Below are 20,083 nucleotides of genomic sequence, written 5' to 3'. Positions count from 1 at the left end.
TATTTTGTCGTAGTAGGAGGAAGTTTATGTTTGAATTTTTACCACATTCAGTGTTACAAATGGGGACGATCTTCTTATCGATCGTGATCGAAGCGTTGCCGTTTGTTATGTTAGGGTGTGTGATATCTGGTGCGCTGCATGTCTTTTTAACTCCAGAGCGAGTAAAAAAACTATTGCCGAGAAATAAATTTTTATCGATTTTGGTGGGCAGCTTCTTGGGTTTCTTTTTCCCTTCGTGTGAATGTGGGATCGTACCGATCGTCCATCAGTTTGTAAAAAAAGAAGTCCCAACGTATACAGCTTTTGCTTTTATGATAACGGCTCCGATCATCAATCCAATCGTGCTGTTTTCGACGTATATCGCTTTTGGAAACTCTATAAAGTTTGTTCTCTGGCGTGTTTTAGGTAGTATGCTGGTTGCTTTAGTTGTTGGGCTTTGGTTGGCTTATGTGAACAAAGAATCTATTTTAAAACAGGAAATCAGTTCTTTTTCATGTGAACAAGGTGAAGAAGAACATACTGAGAATATAAAATTTTTGAACAAATGCTTGTCAGTATTGACGCATGGGATCGATGAATTTTTTGATACAGGCCGTTATTTGATTTTTGGTTCTCTTTTAGCTGCAGCAATGCAAACCTACTTGCCGACAGGAGCCATTTTACAATTAGGTCATACAAAAATTTTAGCCATTCTAGTTATGCTTGTATTAGCCGCAACCCTTTCTTTATGTTCTGAAGCGGATGCTTTTATTGGCTCATCTTTATTGAGTTTATTCGGTAATGGACCAGTTGTCGGCTTTTTAGTTTTTGGTCCAATGGTCGATATCAAAAATTTATTAATGATGAAACGCTATTTTAAGACATCGTTTATGATGAAATTTGTGGGTATTGTGACAGTAGTTGTTACTTTTTATGCTTTAGCAATTGCTGGATAAATGCGTGTTTTTTTGATTGAATATAGAGAAAATCTATTTCAATGGATTTGTTCTGCTTTTGCTTTATCTAGCTGCATGAGCCAGTCTCTCGAGAAAAAGATAAAACCTGAATGAGGCCAAAAGAGCCTCAGTCATGTTTTCCTATTTTCTAGTCAAGACTAAACGGGCTCATTCCGCTTTTGCTGAGAATCACAACGAAAGAATTTGAGTTGATGATGAACAGTACAAGACTTTCGAGAGAAAGTGTTGATCATTTGTATTATCCAGCTGCATGAGCCAGTCTCTCGAGAAAAAGATAAAACCTGAATGAGACCAAAAGCGCCTCAGTCATGTTTTCCTATTTTCTAGTCGAGCCTAAGCTGGCTCATTCCGCTTTTATTTTAAGGAGGAATATACATGATTCGTTTTTTAATACTCGTCGGTTATAGTACCTTGATGATGTATTTACAGGTTTCAGGTAGATTAAATCAATATATAAATGTTCATTATCGTTATCTGGCTGTTTTGTCTATGGTCCTTTCATTCGTGTTGGCGATTGTTCAGCTGATTTTATGGAACAAAGAAGATGAGCAAAAAGTTGATCATAATGAACATGACCATAGTCATGAAGATCATGATCATGGTCTCGATAAGCCTTATCAACGGGGGGTGGCTTATGTACTTCTAGTATTGCCTTTGATTGTTGGTTTTTTGTTTCCTACAGTTAGCTTGGATACATCGATCGTTGAGGCAAAAGGCTTCAATTTTCCTTTGAGTAAGGAATCAGTTGGTGATCCAGATGTAGAAACGCAGTATTTAAAACCTGATACCAGCATCTATTTTGATAAAACTGATTATGACGCTCAAATGAAGCAAGCATTATCGAAGTATATCAAAGATGATCAAGTCAACGTTTCAGAAGAAAATTATTTAGAAATAATGGAACTGATCTATACTTATCCTAGCGAATTTGTTGGAAAAACGATCACCTATGAAGGCTTTATATTCAATTCTGCACAAAAAGAGCAGGAAGCTATTTTTGTTTTTCGATTTGGAATTATTCATTGCGTTGCGGATTCAGGCGTGTTTGGTTTATTGACTCATATGCCGAGCGATCGATCTTTTAAAAATAATGAGTGGGTAAAATTGACTGGAACCATTCATTCTGAATATTACGCCCCTTTTAAACGAGAAATTCCTGTTGTTGAAGTAGGAAAAGTAAAAGAAATTCAGGAACCGAAAAACCAATACGTGTATCGCTCCTTTTAAAAAGGATGAGAGAAAAATCGTTCAAGAAACAGTCTGGGTAAAAAATCAGAGTAGTATTCATCGTTTATAAAAAAAGAGTCCGAAACAAAACTGTATTTTAGTTTTGTTTCGGACTCTTTTTAGTTATTGATTACTTTTTCCAAATAAGCTGATACTCTAACTCATCATTTGCATCTATTTGTTTATCGATAATTTGGAAATCATGCTTAAGATAAAAGGCCAACGCTTTTTGATTTTTTTGATAAACGGAGAGGCTCAACTGTTTATTCACTGATTTTACTTCATTCAGTAAAGACGCTCCAATTTTTTGATTTTGGTATGCACTTAAAACGAAAATACCAGCAATATATGTGTTATTCAATCCCAAGAATCCGACGATCGTATCATTTTCGATCGCAAGATAAAGATCTGCTAGTGGTAATTGCTCTTTCACAGATTCTAAATGCTCAAGCCAATAGCTTTTCGGAATAAAAAAATGTGCCTCGATATTGACAGTTAACCAAATTTCTAAGATTTCTTCTAGTTCTTTTGAGGTTAGTTTTTCAACTTTTTTGATCATCGTTTCTGTTATCCTCTCTAATGTAAATAGTTGAAAGAATCATTTGAACACTCATCGATTCACCTCCACAATCATTTAATTATTTTTCCTCTTTTTTGCGAATCAAGCTTAGTATTTCTCGTTTTTCTCTAAAATTACGGATATTGTGGTTCAGGACCTCCGACAAGACAAGTCCTAAAGCAATCGCTCCAGCAATCATAATTGCTTGTACAGCAGCATCGATCGCTATTTGATAATTACCGATCACTAAGTTACGAACAGCTTGGTAAGCAAGACCTCCGGGAACTAGAGGAACCATGCCTGGAATATTAAAGATCGTTACCGGCAATTTCAGCGTACGTGAACAGATAAAACTGACAGCAGCCACACTTAAAGCGCCCAATAAAGAACCCAGAGCGGCATTAGCACCCAGTTGTATCGCCACCCAGTACATCATCCATCCAGCTGCACCTGATAGACCGCAAGCAATCAAAGAACGTCTGGGAACATTGGTGATGATCGCATAAGCACTAGATGCTAAAAAACTAAAAGAAAATTGAATAAGTATCGTAATCATAAAAAGACTCCTTAAAAGTAAAAATGAACCAACTGTTTTCAGTGTTGAAAGAAATAGGACGTGTTTCTTTTTGTAGATTCATTAAAAATAGTAGGACTATTAATAAAATAATTGAAAAACAAAAGCAATCGCAAAACCGATCATTGAAGCTGTCATCATTGCTTCTGTTCCTCTGGAAACGCCGGAAAGATAATGTCCTGCCAATAAATCTCGTAAAGCATTGGTCATTTGAACGCCAGGTACAAGCGGCATAACACAACCGATAATGATCATATCTTGATTGATGCCTAGTCCGAGTTGACTGCTTAAAAGAGCCGCACAACCAATGAAAAAGGCCGCAAGAAATTCAGAGAGAAATTTGATTCTCAGAACTTTTAAGCTTGAATAATAAAGAATATATCCAAGCCCTCCTATGAGACAAGTCAGAAATAAGTCTGACCAGACACCACCAAATAAAATCATGATTGTTCCACTGACCACCGCAGCACTAATGAAGCGCAGCCATAGAGGAAAAAATTTCCGTTCCTGTTCTAATTCTTTTAATTTTGTTAAAAGTTCATCTAATGTATAGTCGCCCATCACATACTCACGGGATAATTGATTGATATTAGAGACTTTTTCTAAGTTTATGGAACGATTTAAAATTTGTACCATTCGAATCGTAGAAGTCCCATCCAGTCCTACGAACAGACCGGTTTGTGTGACGTAGCTAACGAGGCGGTAATCTCCTGAAGCTAGAGCGATCCGGCTCATCGTATCTTCTACACGATACATTTCGGCATCACTTTCCAACATGATTTTTCCTGCTAAAAGACAGGTCTCTAAAACTTTTTCTATATCAACAGTTGCCATTAGCAAACCTCACTTTTTAGTTGTTTCTGTTTCTTTAAATTAAGTATAGTTGATTACACGCTGAAAAAATAGCCAGAACACTAAAAAGTTGATGATAATTAACAGAAGCAACGTTTTGAAGAAAGAATTTTGATCTATTTTTAGTATGATCGTCAATAATAAATATCGTTTTTTAGCGTCTTATCGTATAATAGAACAACAATGTGGCTTTGTGATCATTGGGACAGAAAAAATGAAATGGTTGGAGTGGAAAGTATGATATTATTTGGTTCGTTAGTGAATGGTCTAGCGATTATTGCAGGCAGTTTGATGGGCTCTATTTTACGTAATATTTCTGAACAGATGAAAGATACTGTTACGAAGGGGATTGGACTTGGTGTTTTAGTCTTAGGAATTCAAATGGCATTTAAGACATCTTCGTTCATCGTCATTTTGATTAGTTTATGTCTTGGGGCGATGATCGGAGAAGCTGCAGGGATCGAAGACAAGATGAATGATTTTGGATTGACATTAGAAAAAAAGTATGCGAAGCCTGGCAGTAATTTTGCAGAAGGTTTTGTGACAGCCACATTGATTTTTTTGATTGGTTCAATGGGGATCATTGGTGCTATTGAAAGTGGTGTGGCAAACAATCACCAAACGCTTTTGACAAAAGCTGTCATGGATGGTTTCATGTCGATCATGTTGACTGCGACATTTGGTGTCGGAGTCCTGTTTTCAGCAGTTCCAGTCTTTCTTTATCAAGGAGCGATCGCACTTCTAGCAAGCGTATTGATGCGATACATACCTAGCGAACTCCTTGACTTATTGATGAATGAAATCAGTGCAATTGGCGGATTGATGATTTTAGCGATCAGCTTGAATATTATGGGATTAACAAAAATTAGAGTATCGAATTATTTGCCTGGGATCATTATTTTGATTGGCATCGTGACTGTCCAATTTTTTATGTGAAGAAAAAAATGCTCTAAATGATGACTAAATGATGTCATCATTTGCGTGTTATAGTCAACGCATATCTAAGAAGGAGTGGATAAACATGAGCATTTTCTTGAAAGAAAAAACGATCGCAGGAAAAATGATCCGAACAAACAATCAGCAGATAGAAGACATCATTGACTTATGGAACATGGTTCATTTAATGAATTTAACTGGGGAACTATATGCAGTTTATACAAATTATGAATCAAATTTTAAAGGAGATTATGATTTGTTGGTAGGTAGTGAGCAGGCAGAATGTAGTCAAAAGGTTATAATTAATTCTGGTGAGTATGTTGCAATTAAGGTCGATGGTCAGTCGCCAGAAGCGGTCGGGCAGGCTTGGCAGCAGATTTGGCAAGATGAAGAACTGGAAAAAAGAAGAACCTATCAAACGGACGTTGAACATTACCAGAAAGATGGAACGATAATGATTTATCTTTCTGTTTGAAGTCCTTTTTTGTTTAATTAGAAAAGATTGAGAAGCGCGCCTAAAGCGATTTCTCAGTCTTTTTTTGTATAAATTTTTCTTTTATGAATAAATATTTATTTTAAAGCATTTATTTTAATAAAAAACCATTGACTTGTTTGAGTCCAGAACGTATACTTATGAAAAGGAAATGTAAGAAGTAAAATATGTAAAGAAAAGAAGTGATCAGTTTGAAGGTTTCTATTATAGGAGTTACAGGCTATAGCGGGTTAGAGCTCCTTCGCTATCTAAAGCATCATCCCTTAGTGGATATTGTTTCTATCCATAGTCATTCGATGAATAAAAAATCATTAGATGGACATTACCCGCATTTAAAACAACTTACGGCGCTACCTTTAGAAGCCATTGATCCTGATAAAATCATGGCTATAAGTGAATTAGTTTTATTAGCAACTCCTTCTGGTATTTCAAAGGAACTAGCTCTTCCTTTTATTGATGCTGATTTTCCAGTGATCGATTTGTCTGGTGATTTTCGATTAAAAGAAGAGGGCGCATATGAAACATGGTATGGGAAAAAAGCAGCTCCGTTAGATGCTATTCATAAATTTGATTATGGACTTGCTGAGTATAGAGAAAAGCCCAAGTCAAAATGGATCGCAAATCCGGGTTGTTATGCAACGGCTGCTGAATTATCTCTAGCACCTTTACTAAAAAATAATTTGATTCTACTAGACTCAATTGTCATTGATGCAAAATCAGGACTTTCGGGTGCAGGCAAAGGCTTGTCTCAGGGGACTCATTTCCCTGAAAGCCACGATAATATGTCATTGTATAAAATGAACAGTCACCAGCATATCCCAGAAATTATGCAGCAATTAAAGGAGTGGTCGCCTGAATTAGAAGCCATTCAATTTTCGACCTCACTGATTCCAGTGACAAGAGGTATTTTTTTGACCGCGTATGTTAAAGTAGTTCAACCGATTTCTGACGAGAAACTAGTTGAGTTGTACCGAGAGGAGTATAAACAAGCACCGTTTATCCGTATTCAAGAAGTTGGATGCTATCCAGTGCTCAAGCAAGTGATCGGGTCTAATTATTGTGATATTGGGTTGGCTTATAATCCTAAAACGAAGATGATCACGATAGTTACAGTTATCGACAATCTAGGTAAAGGAGCTGCTGGACAGGCCGTTCAAAATTTAAATACTTTCGCTGGGTTCGATGAACAATGCGGCTTGGATCTTTTACCTATTTATCCATAAAAGAAATACAAAGTACATAAAAAAGGAGTGACCATAATGAAGAAGGTTATTGTTATTAAGATGGGCGGAGTAGCAAGTGATAACTTGACGAAAACTTTTTTTAGTCAAGTAGAACACTGGCAAAAAAATGGGCATAAAATCGTTATTGTTCATGGCGGTGGCCATTATATTTCAGAGATGATGCAGCGTTTAGGTGTTCCTGTCAACATTCAAAACGGTTTACGGGTCACAACAGAAGAAACACTGAAAATCACCCAAATGGTCTTGATCGGGCAAGTTCAACCGATGATTACAACGCATTTTCAACAAGAAGGATTTTCTGTTGTAGGGTTGAACGCATCCTGCGGACAAATCATTACGGGAAGCTATTTAAATCAAAAGCTGTTGGGGGCAGTCGGTGAAGTTGAACAGGTCGATACAGAGTTATTGGAGCATTTACTTGAACGAGCGCACATTCCGATCATTGCGCCTCTAGGTCTAACTAAAACAGGAGATTGGCTCAATATCAATGCGGATCAGGTAGCTTGTAAAGTTGCAGAAGAGCTACAGGCTGAAAAACTTTATTTACTGACAGATGTTCCTGGTGTAAAAAAAGAAAATCAGTGGCTGGAATCACTATCTATCAAAGAAATCAATGATTTAAAGAAAACAAACGTCATTACAGGTGGCATGCTGCCTAAGATCGAAAGTGCGGTAACTGCGATCCGCGGTGGCGTGAAAGAAGTTCACATTACGAATCAGCTGCACGTACCAGGTACAACGATTCAAGAGACGGAGGTCTATGCATGAGCTATCTATTTCCAAACTATCAAAGAAAAAAGATTCAATGGGTCAAAGGGATAAATAATACACTGATCGATCAAGATGGAAAAAGTTATCTGGATTTTACTAGCGGAATCGGTGTAATGAATTTAGGATATGGTGATTCGAACTTAAATGAAGTGTTGAGTGATCAGGCAGCAAATTTATGGCACGCACCTAACTTGTACGAAAGTAAACTCCAAGAAGAAACAGCTGAAAAACTTGCGAATGGAAGAGACTATGTCGCCTATTTTTGCAATAGTGGTGCTGAAGCGAATGAAGCGGCGATAAAGCTTGCAAGGAAAGCGACAGGACGTAGTAAAATCATCAGCTTTATCAATTCTTTTCACGGGAGAACCTATGGAGCAATGAGTGCAACAGGACAAGAAAGCATTCATCAGGGGTTCCAGCCTTTAGTCCCTGATTTCGATTACTTGCCATTCAATGATTTGGATTCTTTAAAACAAAAGATCGATAAACAAACGGCGGCGGTCATTCTTGAGTTGATCCAAGGAGAAGGCGGCGTGATTCCAGCTAAACAGGAGTGGGTCAAACAGATAGAACAGCTTTGTCGAAAGACTGGGACTCTATTGATCATAGATGAGATCCAAACGGGGATCGGGCGGACAGGAAGCTTATATGCCTATGAGCAGTATGAGATCGAACCAGATATTTTCACGCTGGCAAAAGGATTAGGAAATGGTATTCCTGTAGGAGCAATGCTTGGGAAAAAGTCATTGGCACAAGCTTTTGGTCCAGGAAGTCATGGCTCGACCTTTGGCGGGAACAATCTAGCTATGCGTGTGGCAAGTGAAGTGGTCGAACGAATCAATCAGCCGGAGTTTTTATTAGAGGTTCAAAGAAAAGGGGCTCTCCTGATGAAAGGGTTGAATCAGCTGGCGCTTAAAACAACGTTGATCAAAGATATTCGCGGCAAAGGATTGATGGCGGGGATCGAGCTAACAGATACAGATGTACTTGCCAGTACGATGGAGCAATTAAAAGAAGAGGGATTGATTACGTTAAAGGCGGGACAAACAGTTCTTCGATTGTTACCGCCGCTAACGATAACTGAAGAAGAGATAAATAAAGGATTAGAGCTATTGGAAAAAGTCTTATGTAAGGAGCAAACAAATGATTAATTCAATGTATGGAAAGAGTCTTTTAGATTTAACAGAGCTGACAAAAGCAGAGTTTTTATCGATCATTGAACTGGCGATTGCTGTGAAAAAGAAACCAGAGGATTATAAAGGTGCGTTATCAGGAAAAATTTTGGCGATGATTTTTGAAAAGAATAGTACACGGACAAGAGTCTCGTTTGAAGCTGGAATCATTCAATTAGGAGGACAAGCAATCGTTCTAGATTCAAAAAATACTCAAATGGGACGAGGAGAGCCAGTCAAAGATACAGCAAAAGTCATGTCTGGTTATGTCGATGCGATCATGATTCGAACCTATTCGGATCAAATGGTCGCAGAATTAGCAGAAGAAGCAACGATTCCTGTCATCAATGGTTTAACGGACAATCATCATCCTTGTCAGATTTTAGCAGACTTTCAGACGATCTATGAGTTGAAAGGAAAACTTGAAGGAATTAAATTAGCCTATGTTGGTGACGGCAACAATATGGCCCATTCATTTTTGATTGGGGGAAGTCTTGTCGGAATGGATGTTGCTATAGCTGCGCCAAAAGGCTATGAACCCAAGTCAGAGTTTATCGATATTGCTTTAAAAAATGCAGAAGAAAGCGGCAGCAAAATCGATATCACGAATGATCCTGCAGCAGCAGTGAAAGATGCTGATATTTTGATTACAGATGTATGGGCAAGTATGGGGGATGAAGGAGAACAAGCAGAAAGAGCAGAAGCTTTTAAATCATTCCAAATCAATAATCGTCTAGCAGTCTTGGCTAAAAAGGATTATAATTTCTTGCATTGTTTACCTGCGCATAGAGGAGAAGAAGTAACCACTGACATTATCGACGGAGCTCACTCTGCGATTTATCAGGAAGCTGAAAATCGTCTACATGCACAAAAAGCATTGATGTTGAAAGTGATGAAGGAATAAATAAGGCTCAGACAAAAGTTGTTTCTGATTACATCATGTATAAAGTTTTAGAGTGCGGAGCAAAACGGATTCTTAGTTTTGTACGGCACTCTTTTTTTGCGAAATTGCCGAAGTAGCTGATTTTCTGTTGGTACATGGTAGTTTATTCATGAGATTCTTCAAAAATAAAGAGAGGATTCGTTGTTTTTTGGTACTGCAAATATAGATAATCTAAGGTAGCAGATCGAAATGAATGACGTTTTTTGACTGGCTTACTGGATAATCATCAGAGTTTTTCCATCAAATTAAAGGAAATCTTTAATTTATCAGTGAAAATATCAAGTTTTGTTTGTAGTTTTGCTTACTTTTTAGTAGAATGAAGCTGTATGAATAGAAGAAAAGTGAGGTGTAGATAAATGGGTTTTACAGATGAAACTGTACGTTTTGATTTTGATGACAGTCGCAAGAAAGAAGTAAGTGAGACTCTGGCAACTGTGTACAAGGCTTTAGAAGAGAAAGGATATAATCCAATCAATCAGATTGTGGGCTATTTGCTTTCAGGAGACCCGGCCTACATTCCTCGTTATCAGGACGCTCGAAATTTGATTCGTCGTCACGAACGGGATGAAATCATGGAAGAGCTGGTTAAATTTTACTTATCTAATCATGGTATCACGCTTCGATGAGAGTGATGGGACTGGATGTCGGTTCTAGAACCGTTGGAGTTGCTGTCAGTGATCTATTGGGTTGGACAGCCCAAGGCGTAGAAATCATTCGAATCAACGAAGAACAGGAAGAATTCGGCTTTGAACGATTAGCAGAGCTGGTGAAAGAATACGAAGTGACCCGTTTTGTCGTTGGTCTGCCGAAAAACATGAATAATTCGATCGGGCCAAGAGCAGAAGCATCAATGGCTTATGGCAAAAAAATCGAAGAGCTGTTTGGGCTCCCAGTTAGCTATCAGGATGAACGTTTGACTACTGTTCAAGCAGAACGTATGCTGATCGAACAAGCCAATGCATCTAGAGCGAAGAGAAAGAAAGTTATCGATAAAGTAGCCGCAGTCATGATTTTACAAAATTATTTAGACAGCGCTGGCAATAAAATTTAAATGGCTTATAGTTTCACGAATATAAGCAAAAAGGAGAGCAAAGCAAATGGCAGAAGAGCATAACCATAATCACGATCATGATCACGAGGGACATGAACATATCACTTTAGTTGATGAACAAGGGAATGAAACCTTATATGAAATCTTGCTAACAGTTGATGGGCAAGAAGAATTCGGTAAAAATTACGTACTTCTTTATCCAGCTGGAGTTCCAGAAGAAGAAGATGTAGAATTACAAGCCTATGCCTACATCGAAAACAGCGAAGGAACAGAAGGCGAATTACAACAAATCGAAACAGATGCTGAGTGGGATATGATCGAAGAGGTCTTCAACACATTCATGGCGGAAGAAGAAGAATAGAATTTAAATGAAAGCTGAACCCTTGATATATGAGGATTCAGCTTTTTTTTGATGTAGATTTTTGCATGACAAGATAGTTGAAGACTGTTATGAAAAATGAATTGATTTATACTGTCAATTTGTAATGAATTTATTTTTTTATCTATAAGTATGATATATTAAAATAGGAGAATTTGGAATTGGATCATTATTCTGTTTTATATAACTATTATTTATCGATAGGAGGGAACCAATGTCAATTAACAGTAATTCCAGCATAGCTGGGAGTGTTTCAGCATCTTTTAGTCAATCTGCGAGTATCTTAAATAGTATTAGTCTTTCTGCCTCCTCTTCAAATACCAATGTTGCAGGTAATGCTCCAGCGGTAAAAACAATGAATGAATTTCAGCGAGGGCTAAAAGACCTTTCCACTAGCGTAGTTTCTGCTGGAGATAGTATTCATTCTGTCGCCAAAGAGTTTGATCGAATTGACCAGCACATTGTTCAACTAACAAAATTTAATCTTCCAGGAGGGCTTTCTTAATGGGGCTAGAAAAATTGCCAACCTTTGAAGAGAAGAATAGTCAATTCCGAATGCGACTAGAACAGTTACAAGACGAGCAACTTGCAAGTAAAAAGGAGCAACGGCGCGTAGAAGAACAGCAGGAAGCCTTTTTTGAGCTCCAGCAACAAGAACAAGTGGTATACCATTCTGTTTTATCCAATTGTGAACCAGAGGAACGAGCCTTTATCGAAGAACTTGGGGAGGATAGCTTACGGCTTGCGAAAAATGCGAAACTAGAATTTGATGAAGAGCTCCTTCAATTAAAGAAAGAAGAACGCCTATTATTGGATCAAGAAGAAGCCATTCTACAAGAGCAACAGTCCTTCTTAAAAGAAAGTAAGGAGGACGAACATGGGACTTAAATTTTATGTACATGAAGCACAAACACGCTCTTCACAAGCTTCTCAACTAAATAGTCAAGCAGGTCAAGCAATCGCTTCCTTACAACAAAGCATTCATTCTTTTTTATCTGCGCCGTTATCTAGTAAAGCCTATGACAGTGCCAAAAGCTATTTTCTGACGGTATACACGCCATTATGTCAATCTGCTATAATGACAGGAGAAGCAATGGAAGCTGCTCATAAACGTTTTCTTAGTGAGTATCAAGGATCAGTCAGTGGGATCGATACGGATGAAGACCTGATACTAGAAGAGATCAATCAACTTGAACGATTAAAACAAAGCTTAGATCAACAAATGCGTACAGCGAAAACACCTCGACCGGATTTAGAACGTCGTTATATGAATGCGTGTGATGTGATCGAAAAACGACGAGAGAAATTAGAAAAGTTTCATGCGTATAATGCTCTTTCTGCGAGTATTTTTTCAGAGTGCGAAGCGTGTCAGCAAGAATTTGATAATGGACTAGCACAAGTGAAAGACTGCAAGGCATGGAATCCAGCAACGGGTACCTTTGATATTAGTCGTTTAAACATGACTTGGGCTAAACCAATCAATGCTCGTTGGCAAGCTCGAGAGAAAATGAAACAAGAAGCAAAAATGAAAGAAGTTAATCAAGCGATCGGTAATTTAGATGGTTATACAATCATTTGTAGTGATTTAGGGACTAGTAAAAAATGGTATTTGATAAAGAATGGAAAGCCATTACCTATAAAAGACTATCCGCGATTATACGAGCAACTAGATAAATGTAAGGACTATTTGCAGCCTGGACAGTATAATATTGAAGACGTTCTTGTGATGAAAAATGAAATGCCGCTTGTGCCTGGAGTTGGAATGTTAGGAAATTTAGGTAAGGCGGGTAGAGTCTTCGATGTGATTCGAAAAGGAACGGAAGCTTTAAAGGTTGGTCAATCGATTTCAAACTTGGTGAATAATGCACCAACTATAAATTTGGCTACTGAAAGAGCAATTGATGATGTTTTGAAAGATGCAGAAGACACGACTACTAATAAAAGAAACGATCCTAAAAATTATGAAAAGACTGGTGACTATGCGGATGCTATAGATGATTTCAATTCGCTAGGTCTAGATGATGTGTCAAATTTGAGTAATGGAGATGGAATGAGTGGGACTTTAAAAGATGGTCGAACTGTAATTGTTAGGCCTACGAGTAAATCTGGTGGGGCAACAATTGAAATACAAAGACCAAACGGAAAACCAACAATCAAAATTAGGTACAAATAAGGAGGCTAAAATATTATGGAAAAATGGATAGATAGATTTTCTGGATTGATACCGCACTGTGGTCATGACTATTTGGTAAGTATTAAAAGTGGAGACATAGACGGCTTAGTTCTAGAATTAGAATACGGAAAAGACGAAAAAGAAAAGGTTGTAATTGATTTTTTTGCTACTAAGGCTATGAGAGTTGCTGATGAAGGTATGTATCTTAGAGAAATTTTCTGTGATGAAGAAATTGAGAAGTTTAAGGGGCAAGGATTTAAAAGTGTTATTTATGAGATACAAGATGGAGATTTTGGAAATTTTATAAAAAAAACCAGTGGTGGATTATATGAGCATTTGAATATGAAACACTATATAATAATTACGCTTAATTATGTTATTGACGTTATAAGTGTTGTTGATCCAGAGATTACGATTCTAAATGAATAGAATATGGCTATAGATTAAAATAAAAAAAGCAGTGCTCCTCAAAATTGAGTTTTTCTAAACTCCAAAATGAATGCCATTAGTCAAATATTTAATGATATTGGGTAATTGGCTATGAGTATTTTTTTCTTACAAGTTACTAGATGACGATAGATATAAAGCTATGAACTGCTATCATCATTCATGGCTGAAGAAGAATAGAATTTAAAAAGTAGCTGAATCCTTGATATATGAGGATTCAGTTTTTTTATGAATACCAGTATCAAAGTGTTTACTGATGTTCAGTGATTGCCTATGCTATATTTCTTCTTACAAATTACTAAATGACAAGAGAGGCAATACTATGAAATATGATCATCATTCACGCTGAAGAATTATTTTGAATCGATCTTTCATTCAGTACAGGATCAATGCTTCAATTCAAAGCACTATATCAAAAGCCATCTATTCAAAGTCCTGAAAAGATGGAGAAGCTCAACGTGAGCAGATAGCGTTTCAATAAAAATCCAAATGAAAGCTGAATAAAATAGAAACCCCACTATGATCATCATGATTTTATCTAATTATAAAAAATGAAGATAAATATAGTATAAATAAAAGATAATTTAAAACAATATGTTGAAAACGTTTGCTTTATTATGCTAAAATAAAATCAGGAATGTAACCTTTTGGGCATAACCTAAACTACTCATATCTATGAGCTGGTTTAGGTTTTTTTGTTTAAAAAGCAAGAAAGGAGTTTTTACGATTTATTAGAACGTTGATCAAAACTTGAAGGAGGAAGGGATTTGAAGAAATTTAAAAAAGCGATTCGTTGGGTTGGGTTGTTGCTTGCAGTAATCACATTGGGAGGGTGTACTCAGTCTGCTAAAACAGAAAAGACAAACGCTGATAAAAATGAGGAGACATCTGTTGTTCGGGAAACAGCTTTTGGGAAAGTAAAAGGTTATGAAGAGGAAGAAGCACTTATTTGGTTGGGTGTACCTTACGGCGGTGAAACCACAAAAGAAGCGCGCTGGAAAGCACCAACAGATCCAGAGCCTTGGGAAGGTGAACGCGATGCAACGAAGGCTGGAAGTGTTGCTTTACAAACGAGCGCAGATGGTGTCATAGGTTCAGAAGATGGGTTGAATTTGGATATCTATCGTCCGAATAATGATAAGAAAGAGTTGCCGGTTCTTGTCTATATTCATGGCGGGAATAATCAAACGGGGACAGCGGAAGAGATCTCAGGGGTTTCTTTTGTTCAGGCGCATGATGCAATTATCGTTTCCGTCAATTATCGGTTGGGTCCACTAGGGTTTAATCCACTTCCAGCTTTAAAAACTGGAACAAAAGAAGAAAATTCCGGAAATTACACATTGCTGGATTTAAGTAAGTCTTTAGACTGGGTAAAGCAAAATATTGAAAACTTCGGCGGGGATCAAAATAATATCACAGTCAGTGGTTTTTCTGCTGGCGGACGTGATGTGATGGCTATGCTGATTTCACCAATATTTGAAGGGAAATTTGATAAAGCAATCTCATTTAGCGGAGGAATGACTATTGCAGATGAGAAGAAGAGTCAGGAGGTATACGCTCAAGCAATTGCTTCATTAGTTGTGGAAGATGGGGTAAAAGAAGATGAAACAAAAGCGAAAGACTGGCTACTGAGCTCAGAGGAAGAGGTAAAGGATTATCTATACGCACTTGACGGAGATCGTCTAGTTGGACTAATGAGCAATGCAGGGATTCGGATGAGCGTATTCCCGCATTTATTCAATGATGGATATGTGCTTCCAAAAGAAGGATTTGACACAGAAAACTATCACTCTGTTCCTTTGATGATGCTGACTGGTGAGCAGGAATTCTCCTTGTTTGGGCGATTTGACCCGTATTTTTCTCAGTATTTAGAAGGTGGAGAAATTGACAATGATCCTGAAATTGCCAATCAGTATACGTTTATCAATAACTACGGCGGACAACTATACAGCTTGTTCAATGTCCAAGAATCTGCAGAAAAAATGAACGAGCATTATCAAGCGGCTATCTATGGCATGGAAATTGAATTCGGTGCTGATAAAGCTGTAGTGGGAGAAGAGATGGCTAAACTTGGCGCATTTCATGGTGTGTTTGTCCCATTGCTCGATACGGAAAGTAAAAATTATGCAGGCTTAGTTGGAGCAGGGTATGATAGTGAAGGAGCGAAGGAGTTAAGCAAAGTATTCCAAAATTATTTGTTTGAGTTTATTAAAAACGGTGATCCGAATGGTTCAAATCTGCCGAAGTGGGAAGACTGGCAAGCTGGATCGAAAGACAATCTCTTATTTGTAAATGCGGACAAAAAACAAGCATCAGCAAAAATGGGGCATAAAACCTATGATTATGAAAATGTTTTGGAAGCAATCGATCAGGATACAACAGTGTCAGAGAAACAAAAGCAAGAATTGTTGAGCAAAGTAATGAATGGCCGTTGGTTTAGCAAAAGGCTGGATGAAAAGTATGAGCAGCTTTCTGATTTTGATAAAGAATAGAAGGATTTGTTGTCCGTATAAATATAAGACTGAGAAACGTTGAAAATAATTTCCATACCCTACTATAAAAAAGTGCCCTATCAATTTTAGCGGGTTTAAGCTAAATTTGATAGGGCATTTTATTCATATCAGCATTTGCTGATCAAAGAGCTTGTTTTTCATTTTGATAGAACATGGAAAGAATCAATCCGATAGCGATAAAATTCGTCACATAAGCGGTTCCTCCCTGACTGATAAAGGGCAGCGGAATACCAGTTAAAGGTAATAATCCAATATTTGAACCGATATTTTCTAGAATATGAAACAAAAAATACATGATGACTCCAGTCGTGATATAGGCATAAAATTCTCGCTTAGCGGCTAAAGTACAGATCAGCATTTGATATATAAGATAGAAGAAAAGTAAAAGCAGGAAACAGCTCCCGATAAATCCATAAGCTTCAGCGATAACGGTAAAGATCATATCGGATTCCCGAACCGGGACGTAGACCTGTAAATTGGTCAGACCTTTTCCCGCTAATTCTCCTGAACCGATCGCGCTCAACCCTCTAGCTTGCTGAAATGCGATCGAATCCGCATACGCAAATGGGTCAAGCCAAGCATGAATACGGTCGAATTGATAAGGCTTGAAGTGTAAATAGGCGAGTATTTTTTGCCCTTGTTCCGTTAAAACTAATAGGATTGCGCTGATACCGAGCACGCTCAGACTGCCAAAAAGAGGAACTAAAAGTTTCCAAGAACAGCTTGAAACAAGTAAGATACCAAATAAAATCGATAGAAAAACTAAACTAGTCCCAAAATCCTTTTGATAAAACATCAATCCAAAAATAGGGATGCTCACGAGGAACAGTTTTCCTAAAAGAGCCAGCTCCTCTTTTAGCGAAGAGAATGACTTGCCACTTTTTGTCACGATGTAAGCTAGCATCAGGATGTACCCTAATTTTGCAAACTCGGAAGGTTGAAAGGCGAGCGGCCCAAGCCGAAGCCATCGTTTGGTTCCAGTAGCAACAGCCATCACAGGGTCATGAAATTTTACTAGCAGGCTCATCAAAATCAGGGAAGAAAAATAAAGATAAGGAGTTGCTTTCCACAAAAATTTTATTGGAAGCAGCATCGTCAAAAACATAGCAATCATTCCTAACAGTGTCCACAGCAGCTGTTTTATTAGTAATGGAGTGACTGCAGTGATCGTTGGATCAGCCATAAAAGCACCGTATTGTGCCAAGAAGCCAACTAAGATCAGTAGAAAAACTGGAAGTAAAAGTCCGTAATTGATTCGTTCATTCGATGTATTCCGAATTCGTTTCATTGGCTTTCACCTCGTGATCGTTGTTTTTCTCGCAGCTCGCTTGCACGAACATTCAGCGCAACACCTAGCACAAGGCTCAAAATCAATAGACTAGATCCACCATAGCTGATGAAAGGAAAAGTCAGTCCAGTCATCGGGATGTACCCCAAAAGACTACCGACATTGACAGAAACTTGCAAGAGCAACAAGACACCACAGCCAATGTAAAGGTAAGAATAGTAAAGACAATTTGCCTTTATCCCTAATAAAAGTAAACGCGCGACCATAAAGAAAACTAAAAATAGCATGCCTAAAGAAAAAATCAAGCCAAGTTCCTCTATGCAAATCGCAAAAATAAAATCTGTGTCAGGTTCAGGCAAAAAGCCTTTTTTCTGAATGCTGTTCCCTAAACCTAAGCCCCAAAATCCGCCATTATGGATCGCATAATAAGCATTGGACGTTTGGAAGCCTTTGCCCATAGGATCGATAAAAGGATTTTGCATGACTTCAAAACGTGTCACTAAATAACTGAACTTTTGCGGCAACCATTCTGTTGGCAAGGACAATAAGAGCATTGTTCCAAATCTCTTTGCGATAACAAATCCTATCAAAGCGAGTGACATGAACCAAGGGGATAATCCGCTTGTCAAAAATAAAACCAGCACTAGAATAAAAATCATAGAAGCACCCGCGATATTTGGCTGTAAAGCGACGAAGAACATCAAGGTGACCGAAACGATTATCGGCTTTTTATATGTTTGGAAAGAGAAAGGCGACACTGTTTCCGTTTTTGAGAATGCAAGAGCCAGATAAAGTACGAGAATAAATGGAACCAATTCTGAAGGTTGAAACAAAAGAATACCTAAATTGAGCCAACGTTTGGCACCACCTACGCTTGTTCCGATGACTGGTAATAAAAATAAGGAGAGAAACGTCAGACCAAGCAACAGACGAATAATCGCAGGCTTTCTCAAAACAGCTAAATTGATCCGATAGACAAACCCTAAACAAACAAGGCTGAAAATAAAATAAGATGTCTGTTTGAATGCTTTATGTGCTGGACTTAATTGGCTATCAAGCAATTGATAAGAACTGGCACTGTACACCATTAAAATACCGATCACACACAAAATAAGATAAGGGAGCAGGAGGTAAAAATCCAGATAAACGAATTTAGAGGGTTTTCTTAGCGTCTTCATTGATCTGTCTCGTCAGCTAAGAATTTGTGGATCGCTTGTGTGTTTTGCTTTTCATCGATTTCTAAAACACTGCCTGCTTCTGTATAATCGTTAAATGCCCAGCTCCCTTCAACTGGAACAGATAAGGTTTGAAGAGGTTTTACTTTCCCGCTTAAAAAATCCTTGGCTAAATCGATCAGAAGGTCAGCTGGAATATTCGTGTCTAAATACCCAACGGCTTCTCCAGCAATTTGAGGCAGCTGTAAAAGTGGTACTGCATTTTTAGCTTGTTTTGCTAGAGCATCCATCACTTGCTGCTGTCTTCTGACACGTCCGAAGTCTCCTTCACCATCCATACGGAATCTGGCATATTGCAGCAAAGTATTCCCATCCATTGATTGTTGCCCTTTTTTTATATCGACGTTGTCTAAGTTCAACTCTTTTTCTGCATCGATTTCGACACCTTTGGGGTACAGATCATCGATCAAACGAATAAAATGCTGAAAATCAACGGATATATAATAATTGATAGGCAAGTCAAAAGAAGTATTCAAGACTTGTTTAGTCAGCTCAGCTCCACCGTAAGCGTAAGCAGCATTGATTTTTTCTGCTCCGTGTCCAGGTATTTGAACGTAAGAATCCCGCATGATCGACAGCAGCTTTGGTTGTTTGGTTTCGCTATTATAATGTGCCACCATCAACGTATCTGCCCGACCGCCATCCTCGTCATCTTCCCGTCCGTCATCACCGATCAATAGAATCGTGATCTCTTTTAAATTTGTTTGTTCATCTGCAGAGAAGGTCGAATTTTTTCTTTTAGTGACATGTGTTTGAGCCATTTTTTTGCCCTGATGAAAACCAATAACTGCATAGCAGCCAAGAGCGGTAAAAATCAAAACAGTGATAAGACTAATACAAATCAAACTCTTTTTTACTAGATTCATTGTTATTCCTCGCTAATCATTTTATTGATCATCAAATAAATTGCGGCGCTAGGAATCGACAGATATGTCGGGATGACTGTCTTTTTAATGGCTATGTTGTTTGGATCAGGCTGATTTTTCACCTCCAAATGTTTCTCTGATCCAAAACAAAAAACCTTCGCTTAAAAAGACTCAGCGAAGGGGAGTGATTCCAGCACAAAAAAAGGGTCATCATTCTCATCGTTGAGTTTTAGCACTATGAAACGTAAAAAGCATTGCTTTTAGCTACTTTGTGAAAAGCCTTAATTCGACAATTCCTGTCCTACCCATGCCTGTCTTTCGACATTTTTGAGCAGTAGCCTGTGTTTTCATAGGAGCCTCACCTAACAAGTTATTTAGATCGCCACAACTATAATCAATTCAAT

The 20,083-nt window shown here is 38.0% G+C and carries 22 protein-coding genes and 1 riboswitch; of the genes, 16 read left to right on the top strand and 6 right to left on the bottom strand.

From position 1 onward, the window contains the following. The first annotated feature begins 26 nt into the window (after nt 1-26). Together CC204_RS05435 and CC204_RS05430 are read left to right on the top strand one after the other, a co-directional pair. A complete protein-coding gene (locus tag CC204_RS05435) occupies nt 27-935 on the top strand; it encodes a permease (protein WP_088269169.1) in 909 nt (302 codons plus the stop codon). Nucleotides 936-1,331: 396 nt separating this feature from the next. Further along, complete coding sequence (locus CC204_RS05430; protein WP_088269168.1) at nt 1,332-2,183, top strand: TIGR03943 family putative permease subunit; 852 nt, start codon at nt 1,332-1,334, stop codon at nt 2,181-2,183. Between the two features lie 130 nt (nt 2,184-2,313). Here CC204_RS05430 and CC204_RS05425 read toward each other — a convergent pair whose 3' ends face one another. The 3 genes from CC204_RS05425 to CC204_RS05415 all read right to left on the bottom strand — a co-directional run bounded on the left by CC204_RS05425 (nt 2,314) and on the right by CC204_RS05415 (nt 4,150). Beyond that, the gene (locus CC204_RS05425) at nt 2,314-2,742 is read right to left on the bottom strand and encodes a GNAT family N-acetyltransferase (RefSeq protein ID WP_088269167.1); all 429 of its coding nucleotides are present in this window, start codon (nt 2,740-2,742) and stop codon (nt 2,314-2,316) included. Nucleotides 2,743-2,821: 79 nt separating this feature from the next. Next, nucleotides 2,822-3,298, bottom strand: coding sequence for a threonine/serine exporter family protein (locus CC204_RS05420; RefSeq protein WP_088269166.1), 477 nt, complete (start codon nt 3,296-3,298; stop codon nt 2,822-2,824). Between the two features lie 99 nt (nt 3,299-3,397). Beyond that, nucleotides 3,398-4,150: a threonine/serine exporter family protein gene (locus CC204_RS05415; protein ID WP_088269165.1), complete on the bottom strand. Its 753-nt coding sequence runs from the start codon at nt 4,148-4,150 to the stop codon at nt 3,398-3,400. A gap of 255 nt (nt 4,151-4,405) precedes the next feature. Between CC204_RS05415 and CC204_RS05410 the strand changes: the two genes are divergently transcribed. The 14 genes from CC204_RS05410 to CC204_RS05345 all read left to right on the top strand — a co-directional run bounded on the left by CC204_RS05410 (nt 4,406) and on the right by CC204_RS05345 (nt 16,269). After that, nucleotides 4,406-5,104, top strand: a complete 699-nt coding sequence (locus CC204_RS05410; protein ID WP_088269164.1) for a DUF554 domain-containing protein — start codon at nt 4,406-4,408, stop codon at nt 5,102-5,104. Between the two features lie 85 nt (nt 5,105-5,189). Continuing rightward, nucleotides 5,190-5,579, top strand: a complete 390-nt coding sequence (locus CC204_RS05405) for a GyrI-like domain-containing protein (protein ID WP_088269163.1) — start codon at nt 5,190-5,192, stop codon at nt 5,577-5,579. A 209-nt stretch (nt 5,580-5,788) separates the two neighbouring features. Then, complete coding sequence (gene argC / locus CC204_RS05400) at nt 5,789-6,820, top strand: N-acetyl-gamma-glutamyl-phosphate reductase (RefSeq protein WP_088269162.1); 1,032 nt, start codon at nt 5,789-5,791, stop codon at nt 6,818-6,820. A 36-nt stretch (nt 6,821-6,856) separates the two neighbouring features. Continuing rightward, a complete protein-coding gene (gene argB, locus CC204_RS05395) occupies nt 6,857-7,609 on the top strand; it encodes an acetylglutamate kinase (protein ID WP_088269161.1) in 753 nt (250 codons plus the stop codon). Then, a complete protein-coding gene (locus CC204_RS05390; RefSeq protein WP_088269160.1) occupies nt 7,606-8,763 on the top strand; it encodes an acetylornithine transaminase in 1,158 nt (385 codons plus the stop codon). The genes argB and CC204_RS05390 overlap by 4 nt, the downstream gene beginning before the upstream one ends. Then, nucleotides 8,756-9,688: an ornithine carbamoyltransferase gene (gene argF, locus CC204_RS05385; protein WP_088269159.1), complete on the top strand. Its 933-nt coding sequence runs from the start codon at nt 8,756-8,758 to the stop codon at nt 9,686-9,688. Before CC204_RS05390 ends, argF begins: the two co-directional genes overlap by 8 nt. A gap of 395 nt (nt 9,689-10,083) precedes the next feature. Further along, the gene (locus CC204_RS05380) at nt 10,084-10,353 is read left to right on the top strand and encodes an IreB family regulatory phosphoprotein (RefSeq protein WP_069662009.1); all 270 of its coding nucleotides are present in this window, start codon (nt 10,084-10,086) and stop codon (nt 10,351-10,353) included. After that, nucleotides 10,350-10,778: a Holliday junction resolvase RuvX gene (ruvX, locus tag CC204_RS05375; protein WP_088269158.1), complete on the top strand. Its 429-nt coding sequence runs from the start codon at nt 10,350-10,352 to the stop codon at nt 10,776-10,778. Before CC204_RS05380 ends, ruvX begins: the two co-directional genes overlap by 4 nt. A 46-nt stretch (nt 10,779-10,824) precedes the next feature. After that, on the top strand, nt 10,825-11,139 hold the full coding sequence (locus CC204_RS05370) for a DUF1292 domain-containing protein (RefSeq protein ID WP_087641442.1): 315 nt from the start codon (nt 10,825-10,827) through the stop codon (nt 11,137-11,139). 232 nt (nt 11,140-11,371) lie between these two features. Next, entirely contained in the window at nt 11,372-11,662 is a 291-nt protein-coding gene (locus tag CC204_RS05365; protein WP_088269157.1) for a TIGR04197 family type VII secretion effector, read from the top strand. Next, nucleotides 11,662-12,045 carry a hypothetical protein gene (locus CC204_RS05360; protein WP_088269156.1) on the top strand — a complete coding sequence of 128 codons (384 nt, stop codon included), beginning with the start codon at nt 11,662-11,664 and terminating at the stop codon, nt 12,043-12,045. Before CC204_RS05365 ends, CC204_RS05360 begins: the two co-directional genes overlap by 1 nt. Beyond that, a complete protein-coding gene (locus CC204_RS05355; protein WP_088269155.1) occupies nt 12,035-13,330 on the top strand; it encodes an LXG domain-containing protein in 1,296 nt (431 codons plus the stop codon). The genes CC204_RS05360 and CC204_RS05355 overlap by 11 nt, the downstream gene beginning before the upstream one ends. A gap of 15 nt (nt 13,331-13,345) precedes the next feature. Then, the gene (locus CC204_RS05350) at nt 13,346-13,759 is read left to right on the top strand and encodes a hypothetical protein (protein ID WP_088269154.1); all 414 of its coding nucleotides are present in this window, start codon (nt 13,346-13,348) and stop codon (nt 13,757-13,759) included. A gap of 785 nt (nt 13,760-14,544) precedes the next feature. After that, nucleotides 14,545-16,269, top strand: a complete 1,725-nt coding sequence (locus CC204_RS05345; protein ID WP_227011235.1) for a carboxylesterase family protein — start codon at nt 14,545-14,547, stop codon at nt 16,267-16,269. Between the two features lie 142 nt (nt 16,270-16,411). Here CC204_RS05345 and CC204_RS05340 read toward each other — a convergent pair whose 3' ends face one another. From CC204_RS05340 to CC204_RS05330, 3 genes are read right to left on the bottom strand one after another with little or no spacing between them, the layout of a single operon-like run. Beyond that, nucleotides 16,412-17,578 carry an FtsW/RodA/SpoVE family cell cycle protein gene (locus CC204_RS05340; RefSeq protein ID WP_088269153.1) on the bottom strand — a complete coding sequence of 389 codons (1,167 nt, stop codon included), beginning with the start codon at nt 17,576-17,578 and terminating at the stop codon, nt 16,412-16,414. Then, nucleotides 17,575-18,756, bottom strand: coding sequence for an FtsW/RodA/SpoVE family cell cycle protein (locus CC204_RS05335; RefSeq protein ID WP_088269152.1), 1,182 nt, complete (start codon nt 18,754-18,756; stop codon nt 17,575-17,577). The genes CC204_RS05340 and CC204_RS05335 overlap by 4 nt, the downstream gene beginning before the upstream one ends. Beyond that, nucleotides 18,753-19,679 carry an LCP family protein gene (locus CC204_RS05330; protein ID WP_088269151.1) on the bottom strand — a complete coding sequence of 309 codons (927 nt, stop codon included), beginning with the start codon at nt 19,677-19,679 and terminating at the stop codon, nt 18,753-18,755. The genes CC204_RS05335 and CC204_RS05330 overlap by 4 nt, the downstream gene beginning before the upstream one ends. Nucleotides 19,680-19,886: 207 nt before the next feature. Next, nucleotides 19,887-20,056: riboswitch (M-box (ykoK) riboswitch) on the bottom strand. Nucleotides 20,057-20,083: the final 27 nt, after the last annotated feature.

It is taken from the genome of Enterococcus wangshanyuanii (assembly GCF_002197645.1).
Classification (GTDB): domain Bacteria; phylum Bacillota; class Bacilli; order Lactobacillales; family Enterococcaceae; genus Enterococcus_L; species Enterococcus_L wangshanyuanii.
Note: the sequence above shows the minus strand (reverse complement) of the source record. Positions and strands in the feature narration are given on the sequence as shown.